General features: G+C 44.5%; 10 protein-coding genes and 1 tRNA gene. 10 read left to right on the top strand and 1 reads right to left on the bottom strand.

Annotation, left to right across the window (positions count from 1 at the left end; all coding sequences use genetic code 11):
- The first annotated feature begins 102 nt into the window (after window positions 1–102).
- The 7 genes from IEX80_RS20710 to IEX80_RS20680 all read left to right on the top strand — a co-directional run bounded on the left by IEX80_RS20710 (window position 103) and on the right by IEX80_RS20680 (window position 13850).
- Window positions 103–1983, top strand: coding sequence for a glycoside hydrolase family 97 protein (locus IEX80_RS20710; protein ID WP_188834001.1), 1881 nt, complete (start codon window positions 103–105; stop codon window positions 1981–1983).
- Between the two features lie 76 nt (window positions 1984–2059).
- Window positions 2060–3082, top strand: coding sequence for a substrate-binding domain-containing protein (locus tag IEX80_RS20705; protein ID WP_188834000.1), 1023 nt, complete (start codon window positions 2060–2062; stop codon window positions 3080–3082).
- A gap of 515 nt (window positions 3083–3597) precedes the next feature.
- A complete protein-coding gene (locus IEX80_RS20700; protein ID WP_188833999.1) occupies window positions 3598–7704 on the top strand; it encodes a hybrid sensor histidine kinase/response regulator in 4107 nt (1368 codons plus the stop codon).
- Between the two features lie 223 nt (window positions 7705–7927).
- Window positions 7928–8542, top strand: coding sequence for an RNA polymerase sigma factor (locus IEX80_RS20695; RefSeq protein ID WP_188833998.1), 615 nt, complete (start codon window positions 7928–7930; stop codon window positions 8540–8542).
- A 41-nt stretch (window positions 8543–8583) separates the two neighbouring features.
- Complete coding sequence (locus IEX80_RS20690) at window positions 8584–9573, top strand: family 43 glycosylhydrolase (protein WP_208102419.1); 990 nt, start codon at window positions 8584–8586, stop codon at window positions 9571–9573.
- Between the two features lie 277 nt (window positions 9574–9850).
- A complete protein-coding gene (locus tag IEX80_RS20685) occupies window positions 9851–12298 on the top strand; it encodes a bifunctional YncE family protein/alkaline phosphatase family protein (protein ID WP_188833997.1) in 2448 nt (815 codons plus the stop codon).
- A gap of 370 nt (window positions 12299–12668) precedes the next feature.
- Window positions 12669–13850: an acyl-CoA dehydrogenase gene (locus IEX80_RS20680; protein ID WP_129568600.1), complete on the top strand. Its 1182-nt coding sequence runs from the start codon at window positions 12669–12671 to the stop codon at window positions 13848–13850.
- A 281-nt stretch (window positions 13851–14131) separates the two neighbouring features.
- On the opposite strand, the gene IEX80_RS20675 is transcribed toward IEX80_RS20680, so the two are convergent.
- Window positions 14132–15046 carry a PfkB family carbohydrate kinase gene (locus IEX80_RS20675; RefSeq protein ID WP_090534112.1) on the bottom strand — a complete coding sequence of 305 codons (915 nt, stop codon included), beginning with the start codon at window positions 15044–15046 and terminating at the stop codon, window positions 14132–14134.
- A 318-nt stretch (window positions 15047–15364) separates the two neighbouring features.
- On the opposite strand from IEX80_RS20675, the gene IEX80_RS20670 reads away from it, so the two are divergent.
- From IEX80_RS20670 to IEX80_RS20660, 3 genes are all read left to right on the top strand, one after another.
- Window positions 15365–15438: transfer RNA gene (locus IEX80_RS20670), tRNA-Asn, on the top strand.
- A 400-nt stretch (window positions 15439–15838) separates the two neighbouring features.
- Entirely contained in the window at window positions 15839–16945 is a 1107-nt protein-coding gene (locus tag IEX80_RS20665) for an acyltransferase family protein (protein ID WP_129568599.1), read from the top strand.
- A gap of 228 nt (window positions 16946–17173) precedes the next feature.
- A complete protein-coding gene (locus tag IEX80_RS20660) occupies window positions 17174–17983 on the top strand; it encodes a 3-keto-disaccharide hydrolase (protein WP_090534052.1) in 810 nt (269 codons plus the stop codon).
- Window positions 17984–18213 lie beyond the last annotated feature (230 nt).

Genomic DNA, 18213 nt, shown 5'->3' with positions numbered 1-18213 from the left:
AATGAAATACCCTGAACAATTTGAACTAAATCACTAATCTCTTTGAGTATATTTAAGAGCATTGCTTGTCCTTATTACTGTTGTTGCCCCGTATCCTAAACAATGAAGAATAAATACCTTTTTTTTGCCTTTTTTATAGCCCTTTCTCCCTTTTGCAATAATGCTGTGTCCGCAAAACAAAAGGTTGTTGCACTGCTTTATTCACCAGATAACCGTACGCGGGCGCAATTTTCACTGGATGAGCAAGGGCAGCTGTATTATCGGTTAATTTTCAATACACGGTTAATTGTTAACTGGTCGCGTTTGGGGATCGAAACTACCGGTTCTTCATTAGTTCGGGGTATCACGTTAAAGGGATCGGCCAAAAAAGAAATCAATGAAAAGTTTTTGTGGCCGCTGGGAGAAGATGCCAGCCTGGTAAACCATTGTAACGAGCTCATGCTTCATTGCACCTCTGGCAGAGGTAATTATGATATTATCGTAAGGGTATATGATGGAAGCCTGGCGTTTAGGTATGTCTGTAAGCAGCTTGGTGATAGCATTGTACAACTTAAATCGGAACTAACGGAGTTTAACCTTGCAACAAGCTATCGCATTTACCAGTATCACGAAGAATCTGTTTTCCGGCCGGTTATGGTCGATTCATTGCCGGGTACCAGTGACCTTCCTTCAACGCTTACCGCCGCACAGTCATATATAAGTATAGGCGAAGCCGATAACCGCAATTACACCAAATGCGTATTGGTTCACGGCAGCCGCCCCAATAGCCTGTCGTTACAATTTTATACGGATACCATTTACCGCGACCATCGCGTTAAATCGGTTCGGAAGGATTCATTAATCCGGTTCACCGATAGTCTCATTACTCCCTGGCGAACCATCAGTTGCAGCAGTACTGCCATAGGTTTGCACGCGTTTAGTCAGCTTAATCTTAAACTGGTTAAACCACTTAGTAATGAGGTGCCTGATTATGTAAAACCCGGAAAGGTTTTCAGGGTACCTATCAATACGCAAGGCGCCCTTGATGGAATTGATTTTGCTCAAAAAATGAACTTTCAATACATTTTGGTTGATGCAGGCTGGTACGGTGCCGAATTTCGAACTACCTCTGATCCTACCAGATACTTACCTGATTTCCACTTGCCGGATATCATTGCCCATGCCCGGCAAAAAGGCATCGGCGTTATTTTATACGTAAATTATGTGGGGCTCAAAGCTAAGATAGATACCATATTGCCGCTTTATAAAAAGTGGGGAGTTAGCGGGCTAAAGTTTGGGTTTGTAGATGGCGGCACGCAGAAAGGCCTTGCCTGGCTTGATTCGGCCATGAAAAAAGGAAATGATTATGGCATGATACTCAACGTACATGATCATTATAAACCCACAGGTTTAAGCCGCCGGTATCCGTGTGTGCTGAGCCAGGAAGGGATCAGAGGCGATGAAAACAGTCCTGATGCTTTCCATAATACCGTATTGCCATTTACGCGTTACCTGGCCGGCCCTGCCGATTTTACCTTTTGCTACCCCAACAAGGTGAATGATTACAGTAAAAATATCCAGGTGAGCAAAGCCCAGCAAATGGCCCTGACCATTGTATACTTTGACCCGCTCCAGGCGATTTTCTGGTACGGGCGGTCGCAGGATTATAAGGATGAGGCAGACATTGAATTTTTTAAATATGTGCCCACTGTATGGGACGAAAGCAAATATGTACAGGGAGAGATAGGCGAAGGCATTACCGTAGCACGCCGTAAAGGCCGTATCTGGTACCTCGGTAGCGCTGCAGGCCTTCAGAAATGGGGAGGAAGCTTCAAGCTCGATTTCCTGGAAAAAAATCAGGTATACACCGCTACTGTTTATGGCGATGACGGACAGGGCGGCATACAGGTAAAAAAGGTTGAGCTTAGGCACAATGATGCTTTTGTTGTTGACCTGGATGCAAAAGGGGGCCAGGCGGTTATCTTAAGACCTCAAATAAAATAGGGGGCGGAGATGTTGTTGTGCTGCGTTATTAATGATTGTGTTAGTTTGACTTAAGGAGGATCCTGCTTTGGGCGAAATGAAAAAAAAATTGGCTTTGAAAGATATTGCTGCCGCGTTAAAAGTGTCAGAAGCATCTGTTTCCTATGTTCTTAATGGCAAGGCGAGGCAATATGGCATCAGCGTGGCGTTGGAAAATAAAATACTGAGGTTTGTTGAAAAGGTAGGTTACCGGCCAAACCGGCTGGCAGCCAGCCTGCGGACAGGAAAAAGTAAAACGGTGGGCATGATTGTGGAAGATATCAGCGATCCTTTTTTTTCGGCCATCGCCAGGGTTGTGGAAGAGCATATTTATAAAGAAGGTTACCGCGTTATTTATGGCAGTTCTGAAAATTCTACTGTTATCGCCCGTGACCTGCTGCAAACTTTTAAAAATTACCAGGTGGATGGGTACATCCTGGCGCCTACTGCAGGTTTGGAAGATGATATCAACCAGCTTGTAAAGGAAGGTTACCCGGTAGTGGTGTTCGACCGCGCTTCGCCTGATCTGCAATGTTCCAAAGTACTTGTCGATAACTTTCGCGGCAGTGAGACTGCTGTTTTACATTTGATAGATAACGGCTTCCGTAACATTGCCATGGTTACGCTTGCGGCCGGGCAGGACCAAATGAACGAACGTGTTAACGGTTATCACGCGGCCCTCCAAAAACACGGGCTACCGCCAATCCTAAAAGAAATTATCTATAATGAAGATCCACACAAAACCGTCCAGAACCTTAAAAGCCTCCTGAAAAGTAAAAAGGATATAGATGCCATTTTTTTTGCGACCAACTATCTCGCCTTAAGCGGCCTGCAGGCCCTGAAAGAATCAGGACTGATAATTGCCAGGGACATCGGTGTTGCTGTATTTGATGATATTAACAATTTTGCCCTTTTTAACCCGGCCATAACCGCTGTAGCCCAGCCAATTAAAGAGATCGGCCTCAGGGTTACCAAAATTTTATTGGAAGAGCTTCAGGATAACCACATGATCGATTCGCAAAATATTTTATTGAAAACCAAACTGATCATAAGGGATTCATCCGCAAGGTTACTGGTGTAATTTATCCGAAATAAAAAAAATAAAAAAATGAGTATCAAACCTGTTTGGGATTGTCTTTGTTGTAACTCTCCCCTAATAAACCGTCCGGTTTAGCTAAGTTGGTTATAATAAGGCTTCTGAAAGGAAGCCCTTTTTGTTAAGGATAAACAGTAGGGAATATTGAGGAAAATGATCGGTTGGGGCACGGATATAATCCTTGTTCTTTATTTGTGAGATAATTATATTTTTGTTTTGAGTAAATGTTACAGGGTGCAGATATGATAGTGTATCGATTTATGAAAAAAAAGCGAAACGAAGCGGAACCCTTAGAGCTATTTCAGATAAAGAATCCGAAAGCAGACGAACAAACGATCAAAAAAAGCTGGAATTCAATTGTTCAGAAAATAAATCAGGAACCTAAAAAGAAGCGGCAGGAGTAATGTTTAACCTGACGGGACAGTTTTTGAAACACAAACCAAGTGTTTCGCGCACTTATATTCAAATTGAGCAGTATTCAACAACCGGCATCCTCCTGTATGCGGCCTTTTAAAGCAGCCGCACGTTGGTGCTGTGTAATTATTTTAGGAGCACTGATTTTAAACAGCAATGCCGCAGCGCTTGCTTTGCCCAATATTCAGCGGCTTGGCCTCAAAGACGGGCTTTCCAACAGCGAAGTACGGTGCATTTTCCAGGATCATTCGGGCTATATGTGGTTTGGCACTTATGATGGCCTGAACCGTTTTAACGGATATGACTTCCGTATTTACCGCAATCAGCCCGAAAAGCAACAATCAATTATTCATAATTTTATTAATTGTATTGCAGAGGATGCGGCCAATAATTTATGGGTAGGTACGCGCCAGGGCATAAGTATCTTAAACCCGGTAACAGAAGAGTTTTCTCCGGCGTATGCAATTTTGGCCGGCAAAGAAACACCCGTGACATCCTTTATCAGGGATATCAAAACGGACCACTCCGGGCGTATTTTCATTGCCACTCTTTCCAACGGCCTTATTGTTATGGATAAGGGCAAACGAACCGGCCATGTTATACCATACTATGAAAACGGAAAAGCTGTACAGGGTTATAGCGTTAACGCGTTGTATGTTGGGCCTGGCGACGAGATCTATGCGCTGATCAGCGCCGCCGGCCTTTTTAAATACGATGCCGCACACGGTAGTCTGAAGTTATTGAACCCTTCGGTTACCGGCGCTACCTGTATTTATCCGGAGGGCAATGGTTTATGGGTAGGCACAACCCAGGGCCTGCACCATTATGATTTCAAAACAGGGCAATATGACCGTCTTTTTGATGAGTTTAACGGGCCTTTCAAATCGGGCAGGATAACGAGCCTGCAAGTCATGCCCGATAGTACACTTTGGGTGAGTACTGATGGCGGCGGGATCCAGATCCTGGATAGCAGACGCGACAAGATCAGCTATCTGCCTGCGGGAAGTGATGAGCACTCACTTTCAAGTGGTGCTGTTTATGCTTTGTTTTTAGACCGCGAAGGCAGAAAGTGGATCGGTACATTACGGGGCGGAGTAAATGTTATTGATGAGGTGAAAGAACGATTTGTAAATATCAGGCATAATGACCTGAACGCCAATAGCCTTATCAGTAACTTTGTTAAATCGTTATATGAAGCCCCCGATGGCAGGCTGTGGATAGGTACCGACGGCGGCGGATTGAGTATTTGGGACCGGCAGGCGCATCACTTCACCAATTTTCGCCATGATGCTTCACAGCCGGGAACCCTAAGCTCAAATTTTGTAACCAGTATTGCCGGGGATAGGGAAGGGAGGACCTGGATTGCCACTTATGGAGGCGGTATTAACCTGTACCAGCCGGGTTCCAATACATTCACTACATTTCGGGGTATAGACAGGCAGGGAGTTGCCAGCCGGATAGTGTTCTGGTGTCTGTACCTGGACCATGCTGGAAATCTTTGGGCCAGCGGCTTACAGGACGGGCTGTTTCTATATGATAAGCACAACAACCAATTCAGGTTGTATGATGCGGCACTGACCAACATCCTGTCAATGGGCGAAGATCATTTTGGAAACCTTTGGGCAGGAAATTTCGAAGGTGTTTATAAGATTGATCAAAAAAGCAACGCACATAAGTTTTATCCGGTAGGCAAAGCGGTAAGGTCAATGCAGAAAGCAGATAACGGCGACATGTGGTTAGGCACAGAGGCCGGTTTGTTGTATTTTTCAGCATCTAAGAAAAAAATAATTCGTCACTATACCACCAGTAACGGACTTAGTAATAATACGGTACTGGCCATTTTGGAAGACGCGCAAAAGCGTTTGTGGCTAAGCACTTACAACGGACTTTGCCGATTTGATCCCAAAGCCGTTAGTTTTACCAATTTTTTTGAAAGCGATGGCCTGGCGAGCAATGAGTTTAACTTTAACGCGGGCTTAAGGCTAAACAATGGTCAGCTTGCGTTTGGGGGGATCAATGGTGTCACGATGTTTCATCCGCAGGCAATCCTGCCCCTGCATGATATCCCCAACATTGTTATAACTGATATTAAAATTAACAATAAGCCCATAAGTACTTATCCGGACTATGTGAAGACGAATGCCGGGAATGTTATCCGGTCGTTAGAGATTCCTTACGATCAGGCATCAATAGCCGTTAGTTTCGCAGCTATCGAATTTACCGCGCAGGATAGGATCGGTTACCGTTATATGCTTCAGGGCTGGGACAGGGGATGGGTTTATGCAGGGCGGCAGCGTAACGCGCTTTATACCCGTTTAGCACCCGGTACGTATACATTAAAAATTAACTGTACCAATGCCGAAGGGCAATGGATCAGCCGTGAAATTCATCTTCATATCATTATTTTGCCGCCCTGGTATCGTACCATCTGGGCTTACCTCATTTACGCGATGTTGCTTGCGGGGGTTGTTTACTGGTACCTGCGTTATAGGTTCAGGGAAACGCGGCTTAAATATGAGGTACAACTGGCCAATGCCGCCGCTGCACACCAGCGCGACCTGCAGGAAAAGGAACGCGAATTGAATGACCGGCGCGTAGAGTTTTTCACGGGCGTTTCTCATGAGTTTCGTACGCCCCTTTCGCTCATCATCAACCCCTTAAGGGATTTGCTCGCCAAAATTGGCCCTGAGAACCGTGCGGAACTTAATATTGTTTATCGTAATTCAAGGCGCCTGTTAAGCCTTGTTGATCAGCTGCTGCTGTTTCGTAAGGCCGATTCGGGCGCTGGGATCCTGCAAATTGCGCCAATGGACATTACCCTTGTTTGCCGGGAGGTATTTTTATGTTTTGTGCAGCAGGCCAGGCTTTCGGGTATCAGTTTTGAATTAAACGTGCCGGAAGAGACGGTACTGATATACGGAGACAGGGAAAAGATTGAGATTATCCTGTTTAACCTCATATCCAATGCTATTAAATATACTCCGGCCGGGAAAGCCGTGTGTGTTGGCCTGCAATCGGGGCCGGGCGAGGTGGTGATCAATGTGATTGATAATGGCCCGGGAATATCTCCGGAAGCGGGTAAGCATATCTTCGAAAAATTTTACAGGTCAAATACACACGGCCAGGCGGCAAAAGGGGGCTTTGGGATCGGTTTATTCCTGGCCCGCCAGTTTACGATAGATCACGGCGGTTCATTAACGTTTGAAAGTGCGCCGGGTAACGGCTCTGATTTTTGTTTAACCCTGTTAAAGGGTAAAGCTCATTATTCGCCGGATGTGGCAGCGGCAGCCGATGCCGCTGATTTATCGCCTTTGCTTAGTGAAATGGTTGAAGACCAGCCGGCAATAGCTGAAGCCGGCCAAATTAATGATATTGATTTTGAAGCTGATAAGATTTTTACCGACAAGCAAAGGATCCTGGTTATTGATGATGACAGCGAGATCAGGTCGTACATTTGTTCCATTCTTGAAAGCCGTTACAGGGTTTACGAGGCAGATAATGGTTTGACCGGTTTACAGAAAGCGAAAGAAAAGCAGCCCGATCTTATTATCTGTGATGTAATGATGCCTGGTTTAAATGGCATTGAACTTTGTTCAACCATTAAGCAGGACCAGCAATTGAGCTATATCCCGATGATTTTACTAACGGCCAGCTCATCTGCCGAAAATAAGATCAAAGGACTGGAAAGCGGCGCCGATGACTATATTTCCAAACCTTTTGATAAAGATGTACTGGTTGCGCGCATTGCCAATCTGCTGCAAAACAGGAGTAACCTTCAAAGCTATTTTTATAATACCATTACCCTGAAATCGGTTAACTTCACTATTTCGGATGAGTATAAAAACTTCCTGGAAAAATGTATCGAAATTGTTGAGCAGCATATTACCGACGAAAACTTCAACATCAAAATACTGGCTTCAGAGATCGGCATGAGCCATTCAAATCTTTACCGCAAAATTAAATCGCTGTCGGGTCATACCGTTAATAGCTTCATCCGCTACATACGCCTCAGAAAGGCGGCTGAGCTATTGATCCAGTCGGATATGAATGTTAATGAAGTAGCCATTGAAACAGGCTTTAACAGCATTAAATACTTCCGCGATCAGTTTTTTAAACTGTTCGGCGCTAACCCATCAGACTTTCTTAAGCAAAAAAGACCTGTATTTAAGAAAAATAAAAATATAATTAACTGATATTAAGTTATTTATGTATATTCTCTCCATTGCTTAATCAATTGAGTAAATTGATAAATTGCCGAATTTATACCGCATAAATGACCAATTTGAGTCCCATCTGCCGAATAAAATCTATTCATATTAGCTTATATAAACCAGTTATTAGAACCATAGGCAAACTTACTTAATCGATTATGTAAATCGGTTTTCAGCTTAGGTTCCTAAAGTCGGCAACGACCAATTGAAAGAGAAACCAGTTTTTAAAGCCAATATGAACAATTGTAACCAGCTAACTACATGGTGGGAAGAAGCCCTCCACGGAAATGTCAAATCTTTTGGCAGGATACATGACGAACTGTATTCCGGTTTGTATTTCTACCTCTATAAAATTATTAAAGACGAGGATGCAGCCCAGGATGTTTTACAGGAACTGTTTATAAAAATGTGGGAGCGGAGGATAACATTTGGACCTATTAAAAATGTTAAATACTATTTCTTTAAATCGGCGCGGTCACTTGCCATTAATTTTTTAAAGGCCGCGCGGCCCGAGTTTGTAGGCTTATCCGCAAGCCATGATATCGATATTGTTTTTTCGAGGGAAGATGTGCTTGTTTTGGAAGAAACCGGGAGAGAAGTGGAGCACATGCTTGCGCTTGCCTTGAATACCTTGCCAAGGCGCCAGAAGGAGATGATCTTTTTAAGGTATTTTGATAATTGGAATTACGATCAGATTGCTGAAGTAACGGGGTTACAATATCAGTCGGTAGTTAATCATGTACACAGGGGCATCAATCAACTGCGTATTAAACTTTCTGAAGGCAGTAAGATTGCCACAACCGAACTGGTGCTTTCATAAAAACGTATATAAGATTTCCTGACCTTCAAAAAAAACACCGAATGATTAAAAAAATACTTTTAAAAAGAATAACCATGGCTGTCATGACTTTGCTGATTACAGGCCAGGTATATGCACAGCATCAAAAAATCATAAACCCCGGGGCAGTTTGGCCCGATAACCGGGGAGAACATATCCAGGCGCATGGCGGAGGGATTATAAAAATAAAGAACACATACTACTGGTATGGCGAAGAAAGACGGCGGGGACTGGATTCAAATAAACGTTATGTTAGCTGTTATGCGTCAAAAGACCTGACGAACTGGACATTCAAAGGCGATGTTGTTCAGATGACCGATCCCGAAAACCTGGGGCGGCGCTGGGTTCTGGAAAGGCCCAAAGTTTTCTACAGCAAAAAGAGCCGGCAATATGTTATGTATTTCCATCTTGACAATGCAACTTATAAGTTTGCCCGGGTCGGCATCGCCGTAAGTGACAGCCCCGACGGTGATTTTAAATACCTGAAAAGCTTCAGGCCCCTGGAGCATGAAAGCCGCGACATTGGCCAGTTTATAGATGATGATGGTACGCCATACCTTGTTTTCGAAGACCGTCCGCTTGGGTTTCATATCGTCCGGCTTTCCGATGATTGCCTCAGTATTGACCGGGAAATGTGCCTGATAGCCGAGCATATGGAAGGCGGGGCTATAGTGCATTATAAGGGCCTTTATTACGCCATAGGCTCCGCGCTTACCGGCTGGAAGCCCAATCCTAACCGGTATGCCACAGCAAAAACCCTGGAAGGCCCGTGGTCGGAGTTTAAAGACATAGCGCCGAAGGAAAAAAACACATATGGTTCACAATCTACCTTATTGCTTAAAGTTAGCGGGAAGAAGGATACGACAGTATTGTATCTGGGAGATATCTGGAAACCGAAAGAACAATGGGATTCCCGGTATTTATGGATGCCTGTTCAGATCGGGGATGGTAAGCTTTGGCTTCCTGAGCCGGCTCCGTTTAAGATCGACGTGAAAAACGGCACTGCAAATTAATCAGGCATTTTCATGCAATTCATTCTTCATAAGGTTAGTTAATAGATTAAGGGGCAGGGGTGCCCCTTTTTTCGTTCCATCAGGGTGTCTCGCAGATTTAAATGGACTTCACATTACCCGGTACTAATACCGCGCCGTTTTTTGACCGGTAAAATTGGTACCGGTTAGCGCCCGCTGATTTCCATTCATTTTGTTACAATCAAGCTGGTGATCTTCGCCCATGATTTAATAATGTATTAATATTGGTGGTCTACTTTTACCGGCATATCATTATCTTATGTCACTAAAAAAAATGCTCTGCCTAATCGTTTTGCTGCTTATCTGCAGCAAGTTCGTTCGGGCGCAAGATCTCGCCGCTATTGAAAATAAACGGGTAAAATTGCCCAATGGGTGGTCATTAACACCTGTTGGCAAGAGCCTTCCCCTGGGCGATCTGCCCCTGAATATCGCGGTGAGCAAAAGCCATCATTATGCCGCGGTTACCAATAATGGGCAGAGTGTTCAAACCATTCAGCTTTTAGACGCACGTACAGATCGTGAACTGGACAAAGTACTGATCAGCAAAGCCTGGGGAGGCCTGGTTTTTAGTGCAGACGAGCAATCACTCTACGCCTCAGGAGGTGACAATAACTGGATTATTCGTTACGCCATCAATAATGATAAGCTGCTGGCAGCTGATACCATAAAACTGGGCGAAGCATGGAGCAAAAAGCCCAATTCGGCGTCCATTTCACCTACCGGGCTGGCCCTTGATGATAAGCGCGGTGTTTTATATGTAGTTACCAAACTGGATAACAGCCTGTACCTTATCGATCTCAAGACAAAAACAGTCATTCAGCAGGTTAAATTGGGCGCAGAGGCCTATACCTGCCTGTTATCGCCCGATATGTCAAAATTGTACATCAGTCTTTGGGGTGGCGATAAGGTAGCCGTATTTGATACAAAAGAAAATAAGCTCACAGATGCCATTGCGGTAGGGGATAACCCCAATGACCTGTGCATTTCCCGGAATGGAAAATACCTGTATGTAGCCAACGGCAACGACAATACAGTATCGATAATTGACGTGCGCAAAAGTAAAGTACTGGAAACACTGAACACCGCAGTATCACCTACGCCGCTTAGCGGTACTACCAGTAACTCGGTAGCCCTGAGTAAGGATGGTAAAACATTATACATTGCCAATGCCGATAATAACTGCCTGGCCGTGTTTAATGTAACAAAGCCGGGTGCCAGTCAGTCGCTTGGTTTTGTGCCCACGGGCTGGTATCCCAGCGTTGTGCGTGTTATAGATGATAAATTATACGTAGCCAATGCTAAAGGCTTTTCGTCGCTGCCTAATCCGCATGGGCCTAACCCGGCAGCCAAAAGTCAAACCGTTGTACTGCATGGAGGCGATCCATTCAGGCCCGCGCGTACAGAATATATCGGCGGCGGCTTATTAATGGGGACTTTGAGCATCATCCCCACGCCAACAGAAAAGCAGCTGACGGTTTATTCGCAGGCCGTAGTTCGTAATACGCCTTATCACCGGGAACAGGAAACAGGGGCTTATAGCGAAGATGGCAACCCCATTCCGGCTAAAGTAGGATCTGCATCGCCAATAAAGTATGTTTTTTATGTTATCCAGGAAAACCGGACGTATGACCAGGTACTGTCAGATATGCCGAAGGGCAATGGCGATACAAGCCTGCTGCTGTTTGGCAAACGGATTACGCCCAATCACCACGCTTTGGCCGAAAACTTTGTGCTGCTGGATAATTTTTATGTAGATGGCGAAGTTAGTGCCGACGGACATAACTGGAGCCTGGGCGCGTACGCTACTGATTATATGGAAAAAAACTGGCCTACCAGTTATGGCGGCCGCGGCCCGGGTGCTGTAGGCCTCACTGCAAAAAATAAGCTCTACATCTGGGACCAGGCCAACCGGTTCAACGTAACTTTTCGTACTTACGGCGAGTTTATCAATGCAGATAATACGCCGCAGATACCTATACTGAAAGACCATTTTACGAAAGCCTATCCCACCCGTGACCTGCGTGACCCTGATACCTTGCGGTACCAGGCCTGGGAACATGATTTTGACTCGCTGATGCGCAACAATGCCTTGCCGCGGCTAAATACCATCCGGATGCTATCAGACCATACGGAGGGCACCACCCCGGGCAGGCCTACACCCTTTGCCCATGTGGCGGATAATGATCTTGCTGTTGGCCGGCTGGTGGAGCATATCAGTAAAAGCCCGATATGGGAAAACAGCGTGATTTTTATACTCGAAGATGATGCACAGAATGGCCCCGATCACGTTGATGCTCATCGTTCGCCTGCATACATGGCCGGGGGATTTGTAAAACGTAATTTTGTTGATCACACCATGTATTCCACTTCGTCGATGCTGCGTACTATCGAGCTGATTCTCGGCCTGCCGCCTATGACCCAGTATGATGCCTCGGCTACAGCCATGTGGCGTTGTTTTAATAAAACGCCCGATACCAAACCATTTAACAGCCTGCGTTCAAATATTAACCTTAATGAACTTAACCCTAAGGGCACAAAGCTTGCAGCAATGGCCAGGGGGCTTGATTTTTCGGCAGTTGACCGGGTACCCGACCAGATCATGAACAACATGATATGGAAAGCGATTAAAGGAGAAAATGCAATTGTGCCCACGCCTGTACGGGCAGCCTTTGTAAAAGCCGTTCAAAAAGCAGACGATGATGATTAGCATAAGAAAAGCCTGATAAGGATGAATGAAAAAATTATCCAATCATTTTTATCAGGCTTCCCGTTTCATCAGAGGTTTGGAGATTAGGTTAGCTCATAAAAATTGACGGTATTTCACCTGCAAAGTGATTTACCACCTGGCCTATCGGTTGACTTAAAGCTTCAAAAACTCCGATGGGACTGTCAGGTTAGTCCCCGCTTCAACAATTCCTGAAAAATATTTTTCATCAGTTTCCTCTCCCCAAAACCACTCTGTTTTAACTAAACCTATAATTCATACCCAATACCAAACTGTTCTTGATTTGCAGGCTTTTACGGGCAAACCAATCTCATTTTTTATACGTTATTTTGTAGTAACCAATTATAAATGTATGGATACTTTGTTAACCGATACCCCCTCAACAGGCGGGTATGATTTTGCTATGAACGAAAATCAGCAAATGGTTGGCCAGATGGCCAAAGACTTTGCCGAACGTTATATTAAACCTCATGTAATGGAATGGGACGAAGCCCAGGTTTTCCCTATCGACTTGTTTAAACAATTGGGCGAGCTTGGCATGATGGGCATTTTTGTGCCCGAACAATATGGCGGTTCCGGTTTCGGCTATTTTGAATATGTAACCGTGATCAGTGAAATAGCCAAAGTTTGCGGTGCTATAGGTTTATCGGTTGCCGCCCATAATTCGCTTTGTACGGGGCATATCCTTGCCTTTGGCAATGAAGAGCAAAAGTTGAAGTGGCTGCCCAAACTGGCCACTGCCGAATGGCTTGGCGCCTGGGGATTAACCGAGGCCAACACCGGTTCGGACGCGCTGGGTATGAACACCACCGCCGTTTTGGATGGCGACCATTATGTAGTGAACGGCTCAAAAAACTGGATAACCCATGGTAAATCGGGCGATGTGGCGGTAGTGATGGTGCGTACAGGCAACAAGGGCGATTCGCACGGGATCTCAGCGCTGGTGATTGAAAAAGGTACGCCGGGTTTTACCCATGGTAAAAAAGAAAACAAGCTGGGTATGCGTGCTTCAGAAACCACGGAGCTTATTTTTGATAACTGCCGTGTACCAAAGGAAAATTTGCTGGGTGTTGAGGGAGAGGGCTTCAAACAGGCCATGAAAGTGTTAGACGGCGGCAGGATCTCGATAGCGGCGCTTTCGTTAGGGATTGCAAAAGGTGCTTTTGAAGCGGCGGTTGCTTACGCCAAAGAGCGCCGCCAGTTTGGACAGCCTATTGGTAATTTCCAGGGGATAGCATTTAAGCTGGCCAATATGGCTACCGAAATTGAAGCAGCCGAACTGCTGATAATGCAGGCCGCTGATCTGAAAAACCGCCACCTGCCGGTCACAAAACAATCGGCCATGGCTAAATATTTTGCCTCTGAAACGGCGGTTCGCACAGCCACCGAGGCTGTTCAGATCTTCGGTGGATATGGTTATACCAAGGATTTCCCTGTTGAGAAGTTTTATCGTGATGCCAAACTTTGCACTATAGGCGAAGGCACCAGTGAGATCCAGAAGATAGTGATTAGCAGGGAAGTGTTGAAAGGATAGGGAACCCGGTTATTCTGCCTGTAGTTATTGATTTACAATTATATTATTTGTAAACCCTCTGTATGTAAAACATATAGAGGGTTTATTTTTTTGTATTTTAGAGATTCTTCTGAACATACCCTAAAATGCTTTATAAAAGTTCTTTTTTGTAGAGACGCATCACATGCGTCTCTCATAGGGCAAGCTGCTTTTTAGAGCGTTACTATACATCTTGAATTGCAAACGGGAGACGCATGTGATGTGTCTCTACATTAAAAAATTAATGTTTTTAAACAGCTATCTTACAATTCAAATTTAGATAAGCCTACAAATTCCTGGATCCGGGCGGCTATTTCCTCTTCGCTAAGGTTTCTTAATCTTTCTGAACCAAATTTTTCAACACAGAATGAGGCCAGGGCCGAACCAAAAATGATGGCGTTTTTCATGTTGTTGAAATTAACGGTGCCTACTTTAGCCATGTAGCCAATAAAGCCGCCTGCAAAAGTATCGCCAGCGCCAGTAGGATCAAATACTTCGGCCAATGGAAGGGCGGGGGCACTAAAAATCTTATCTTCATGGAACAGCAATGCACCGTGCTCACCTTTTTTAATGATGATGTATTTAGGGCCCATGGTTAATATTTTGCGGGCAGCTTTAACCAGTGAAAACTCGCCGGATAACTGGCGGGCTTCGGCATCGTTAATGGTTAGCACATCCACCAGCTGGATGGTTTTTAAAAGCTCATCAAGGGCAATATCCATCCAAAAGTTCATGGTGTCCATTACAATAAGCTTAGGGCGGTTTTTAAGGCGCGCTATAACTGTTTGCTGTACCTGCGGAGAAAGGTTGCCCAGCATCAGGTATTCGCAATCCTGGTAACTATCAGGGATAATGGGATCGAAAGCTTCCAATACATTAAGCTCAGTTACCAGAGTATCGCGGCTGTTCATGTCGTTATGGTAACGCCCGCTCCAGAAAAATGATTTTTCGCCCTGTTTTATCTGCAGGCCTTCAGTATTAACGTTGTGCTTTTGAAGGTCCTCAATCTCGTGCTGCGGGAAATCATCGCCAACAACCGCAACGATTTTTATTTTATCATAAAAGTAAGAAGCACCCAAACTTGCAAAGGTTGCAGAGCCGCCTACTATTTTATCGGTTTTACCAAAAGGGGTTTCAATGGCATCAAAGGCCACAGTGCCAATAACTAACAAACTCATGTAAAGATATTTATATTTTTTCGCCGCAAATATTGTGAAAATTAAGGGATAATCATTCATTGTTGCTGGTTTGTGATGCCAATTTTCATTGGAGAAAACATAATTTAAGCTGGTTCAGAAAACTGGCAGCTGAAAAAAAGGGGCTTTGCAGAAAGAATTGCCATCGCTAAAAAAATGCTGTAGTGTGTCTTTGGGTTTTAAGTAGCACATAATCAGGGGCTAAAAAAGCCTGTGAAAAATAATTAAAATTTTTTTTAATAAAAATTGTGAAATATCCGATGAGTTTTTACCTTTGCCCCACTCCAAACCGGATTAGATTCCTGAGTAGCTCAGCCGGTTAGAGCATCTGACTGTTAATCAGAGGGTCGCTGGTTCGAGCCCAGCCTCAGGAGCAAAAGCCTCACAGACATGTGAGGCTTTTTTTATATCTATATTCTGTAGATTACTTTGCAGGTAATGGTCAATGTCACCATTTAACAATAACTGCCGCGCTTTTCTGATCCAACTTAGTGACAATTTAATTGGGGATTCCTCGAATTTAGATACAAAACATGCGAAAATGAGACGATATGCGTGTATTTTGACACGATATGAAGATATCCCGGCATCACTTTCACTTATTTTTACGATCTGAATAAGACTTCAATTATATACTGTTCATGAACCAATCTAACCGATTTAAGTCATTGGTCTTGCCGGCATATACATGCACAGGAAAGAAAAACGCCCGCTGAACACCGGCAACACCTGTTTTAGCATCCGGCCCAATATCGACCAACTCTAATCTTATACATGGACAATAATAAACTGATCACCAAGCCGCATTATCCGATACTGGATGGCTTACGCGGTGTTGCAGCCATTATCGTAGTTACCTTTCACCTAACCGAACCATTGGGAAGCGGTCATCTGGATATCATAGTTAACCACGGGTACCTGGCTGTCGATTTCTTTTTCCTGCTATCGGGTTTCGTTATGGGCTATGCTTATGACGACCGCTGGCATAAAATGACAATCGGCAGTTTTTTTAAACGCCGTATCGAGCGACTTCAGCCTATGGTAATTCTCGGGATGACATTGGGTGCCATAGGTTTTTATTTTACAGATTCTACGCTGTGGCCGCTCATTCATACCGTACCAATTTGGAAGATGCTACTGGTAATGCTGATCGGTTATACCATCCTACCAGTACCGCTGTCTTTGGATATTCGCGGCTGGCAGGAAATGCATCCTCTTAACAGCGTAGGATGGTCATTGTTCTTTGAATACATCGCCAACATTCTTTATGCGGTTTGGATAAGAAAATTTTCAAAAACTACATTGTCGGTTTTAGTATGCGTTGCAGCTGTAGCACTTGCGCACCTGGCTATCACCAATGGAGATGTCAGCGGCGGCTGGACACTTAACGTGGAACAGGTGCGCGTTGGCATTACCCGCACCATATACCCATTCTTTGCCGGCCTGTTGCTTTCACGTATTGCTAAACCAGCCCGCATCAGGCACGCATTTTTATGGTGCAGTGTTTTAATATCGATAGTAATGTATATGCCGCGCATCGGCGGTGCTGCCCATCTTTGGATGAACGGGATCTACGAGTCCGTTTGCATTATTATCATTTTTCCGCTTATCGTTTATCTTGGTGCCGGCGGTAAGGTCCATACCCAAACGGAGAGCAGGGTATGCAGGTTTCTCGGCGATATATCCTACCCTCTTTACATGGTGCATTATCCGCTGGTTTATTTTTACGTAGCATGGATCAGCAATCATAAAGGCGTAACCATAGTGCAGGCCTGGCCTTATGCTTTAGCTATTTTGATTGGTGCAATTTTCCTGGCGTATATTACTTTGAAATGGTATGATGAGCCGGTTCGTAACTGGCTGCAAAAAAAACTTGGCTAAAAAGAGATCTTGAACAAAAGCGGCCTCAGCGTACCTTAACAGGCAAAGCATTAAAAGCAATAAAACATGGCCTGAATTTCTTAAATTCGTAGCATAAGAGATAAAACTTACGGTAAAGGAGGGTCAGCAAAATTAATATTGAGCAAACTTTCGAAATACCGGTTAGCAAAGCGTTAAGTGAACAAAAGCATTCAATTTATCTATAAAAAGCATAATACCTTACCACCTATGAAAATAACACGCGTTTTTATGTTTTCCTGCCTCCTCATATTAGGCTGCGCCGGGCCGAAAAAACTGGCTGACGCCGGCAATGCCGATAAAGGCTGGACGAAGCTGTTTAACGGGACCGACATTAACGATTGGTTTGTAAAGATCAATCATCACCTGGTTGGCGAAAATTATGGCAATACCTTCCGGGTAGAAGATGGCATGATCAGGGTTAGCTATGATCAGTACAGCGATTTCAACGATCAGTTTGGTCATTTGTATTACAAAACCCCGTTCTCTTACTATCACCTGCGGTTTGAATACCGCTTTGTTGGTAAACAGCAAAAAGGCGCACCAGACTACACGCTTCTTAACAGCGGCGTCATGTTTCATTCACAGGATCCCCGAACTATGCTAAAGGACCAGGATTGGCCGATATCGATAGAAATGCAGTTATTAGGCGGCCTGGGCGACGGGAAACCAAGGCCAACAGGAAATATGTGCTCGCCCGGCACCGATGTTGTTTATAAAGGAAAGGTTTCGCCCGACCATTGTATCAACTCTACTTCAAAAACCTATGACGGTGACCAGTGGGTAAAAGGCGAACTGATTGTTCAGGGCAACAAATTAATTACCCATATTATCAACGGCGATACCGTACTTCAATATTCAAGGCCTACCATTGGCGGCGGCGTGGCACATGGCTATGATCCTAAATACAAGCAGGATGGCAAATTACTAAGCAGCGGCTTTATCGCTCTGCAAAGTGAAGGGCAGCCCGTCGATTTCAGGAATATAGAGATTAAACAGTTGCCGGATACAGACCGGTAGGTTGTAAACAGAAGCCGGGTTTGTTAATATTTCTCCTGAGTTAACAATAGCTGTTAAATGGGCAAAAACAACACGTTATACGAAACTATTTCCCGTAAATACCCGTATCACAGGCAAGCAGTACTAACTTAAAATAAGCTCCCGGTAACCCGGAATTATCATGAACGTTAAAGGCGGTTTGGTCAATATAAATTCTTGCCCGATAGAACTTATTAAGACTAAATTCCTGA

Source organism: Mucilaginibacter rubeus (assembly GCF_014643835.1).
GTDB classification, from domain to species: Bacteria; Bacteroidota; Bacteroidia; order Sphingobacteriales; family Sphingobacteriaceae; genus Mucilaginibacter; species Mucilaginibacter rubeus.
This window is presented reverse-complemented; position numbering and strand designations above follow the sequence as displayed.

Bases quoted from the DNA above. Each gene is read 5' to 3' on its own strand.
- IEX80_RS20690 (WP_208102419.1), top strand. From the start codon at position 8,584: ATGATTAAAAAAATACTTTTAAAAAGAATAACCATGGCTGTCATGACT.
- IEX80_RS20660 (WP_090534052.1), top strand. From the start codon at position 17,174: ATGAAAATAACACGCGTTTTTATGTTTTCCTGCCTCCTCATATTAGGC.
- IEX80_RS20675 (WP_090534112.1), bottom strand. From the start codon at position 15,046: ATGAGTTTGTTAGTTATTGGCACTGTGGCCTTTGATGCCATTGAAACC.
- IEX80_RS20710 (WP_188834001.1), top strand. From the start codon at position 103: ATGAAGAATAAATACCTTTTTTTTGCCTTTTTTATAGCCCTTTCTCCC.
- IEX80_RS20685 (WP_188833997.1), top strand. From the start codon at position 9,851: ATGTCACTAAAAAAAATGCTCTGCCTAATCGTTTTGCTGCTTATCTGC.
- IEX80_RS20705 (WP_188834000.1), top strand. From the start codon at position 2,060: ATGAAAAAAAAATTGGCTTTGAAAGATATTGCTGCCGCGTTAAAAGTG.
- IEX80_RS20665 (WP_129568599.1), top strand. From the start codon at position 15,839: ATGGACAATAATAAACTGATCACCAAGCCGCATTATCCGATACTGGAT.
- IEX80_RS20680 (WP_129568600.1), top strand. From the start codon at position 12,669: ATGGATACTTTGTTAACCGATACCCCCTCAACAGGCGGGTATGATTTT.
- IEX80_RS20700 (WP_188833999.1), top strand. From the start codon at position 3,598: ATGCGGCCTTTTAAAGCAGCCGCACGTTGGTGCTGTGTAATTATTTTA.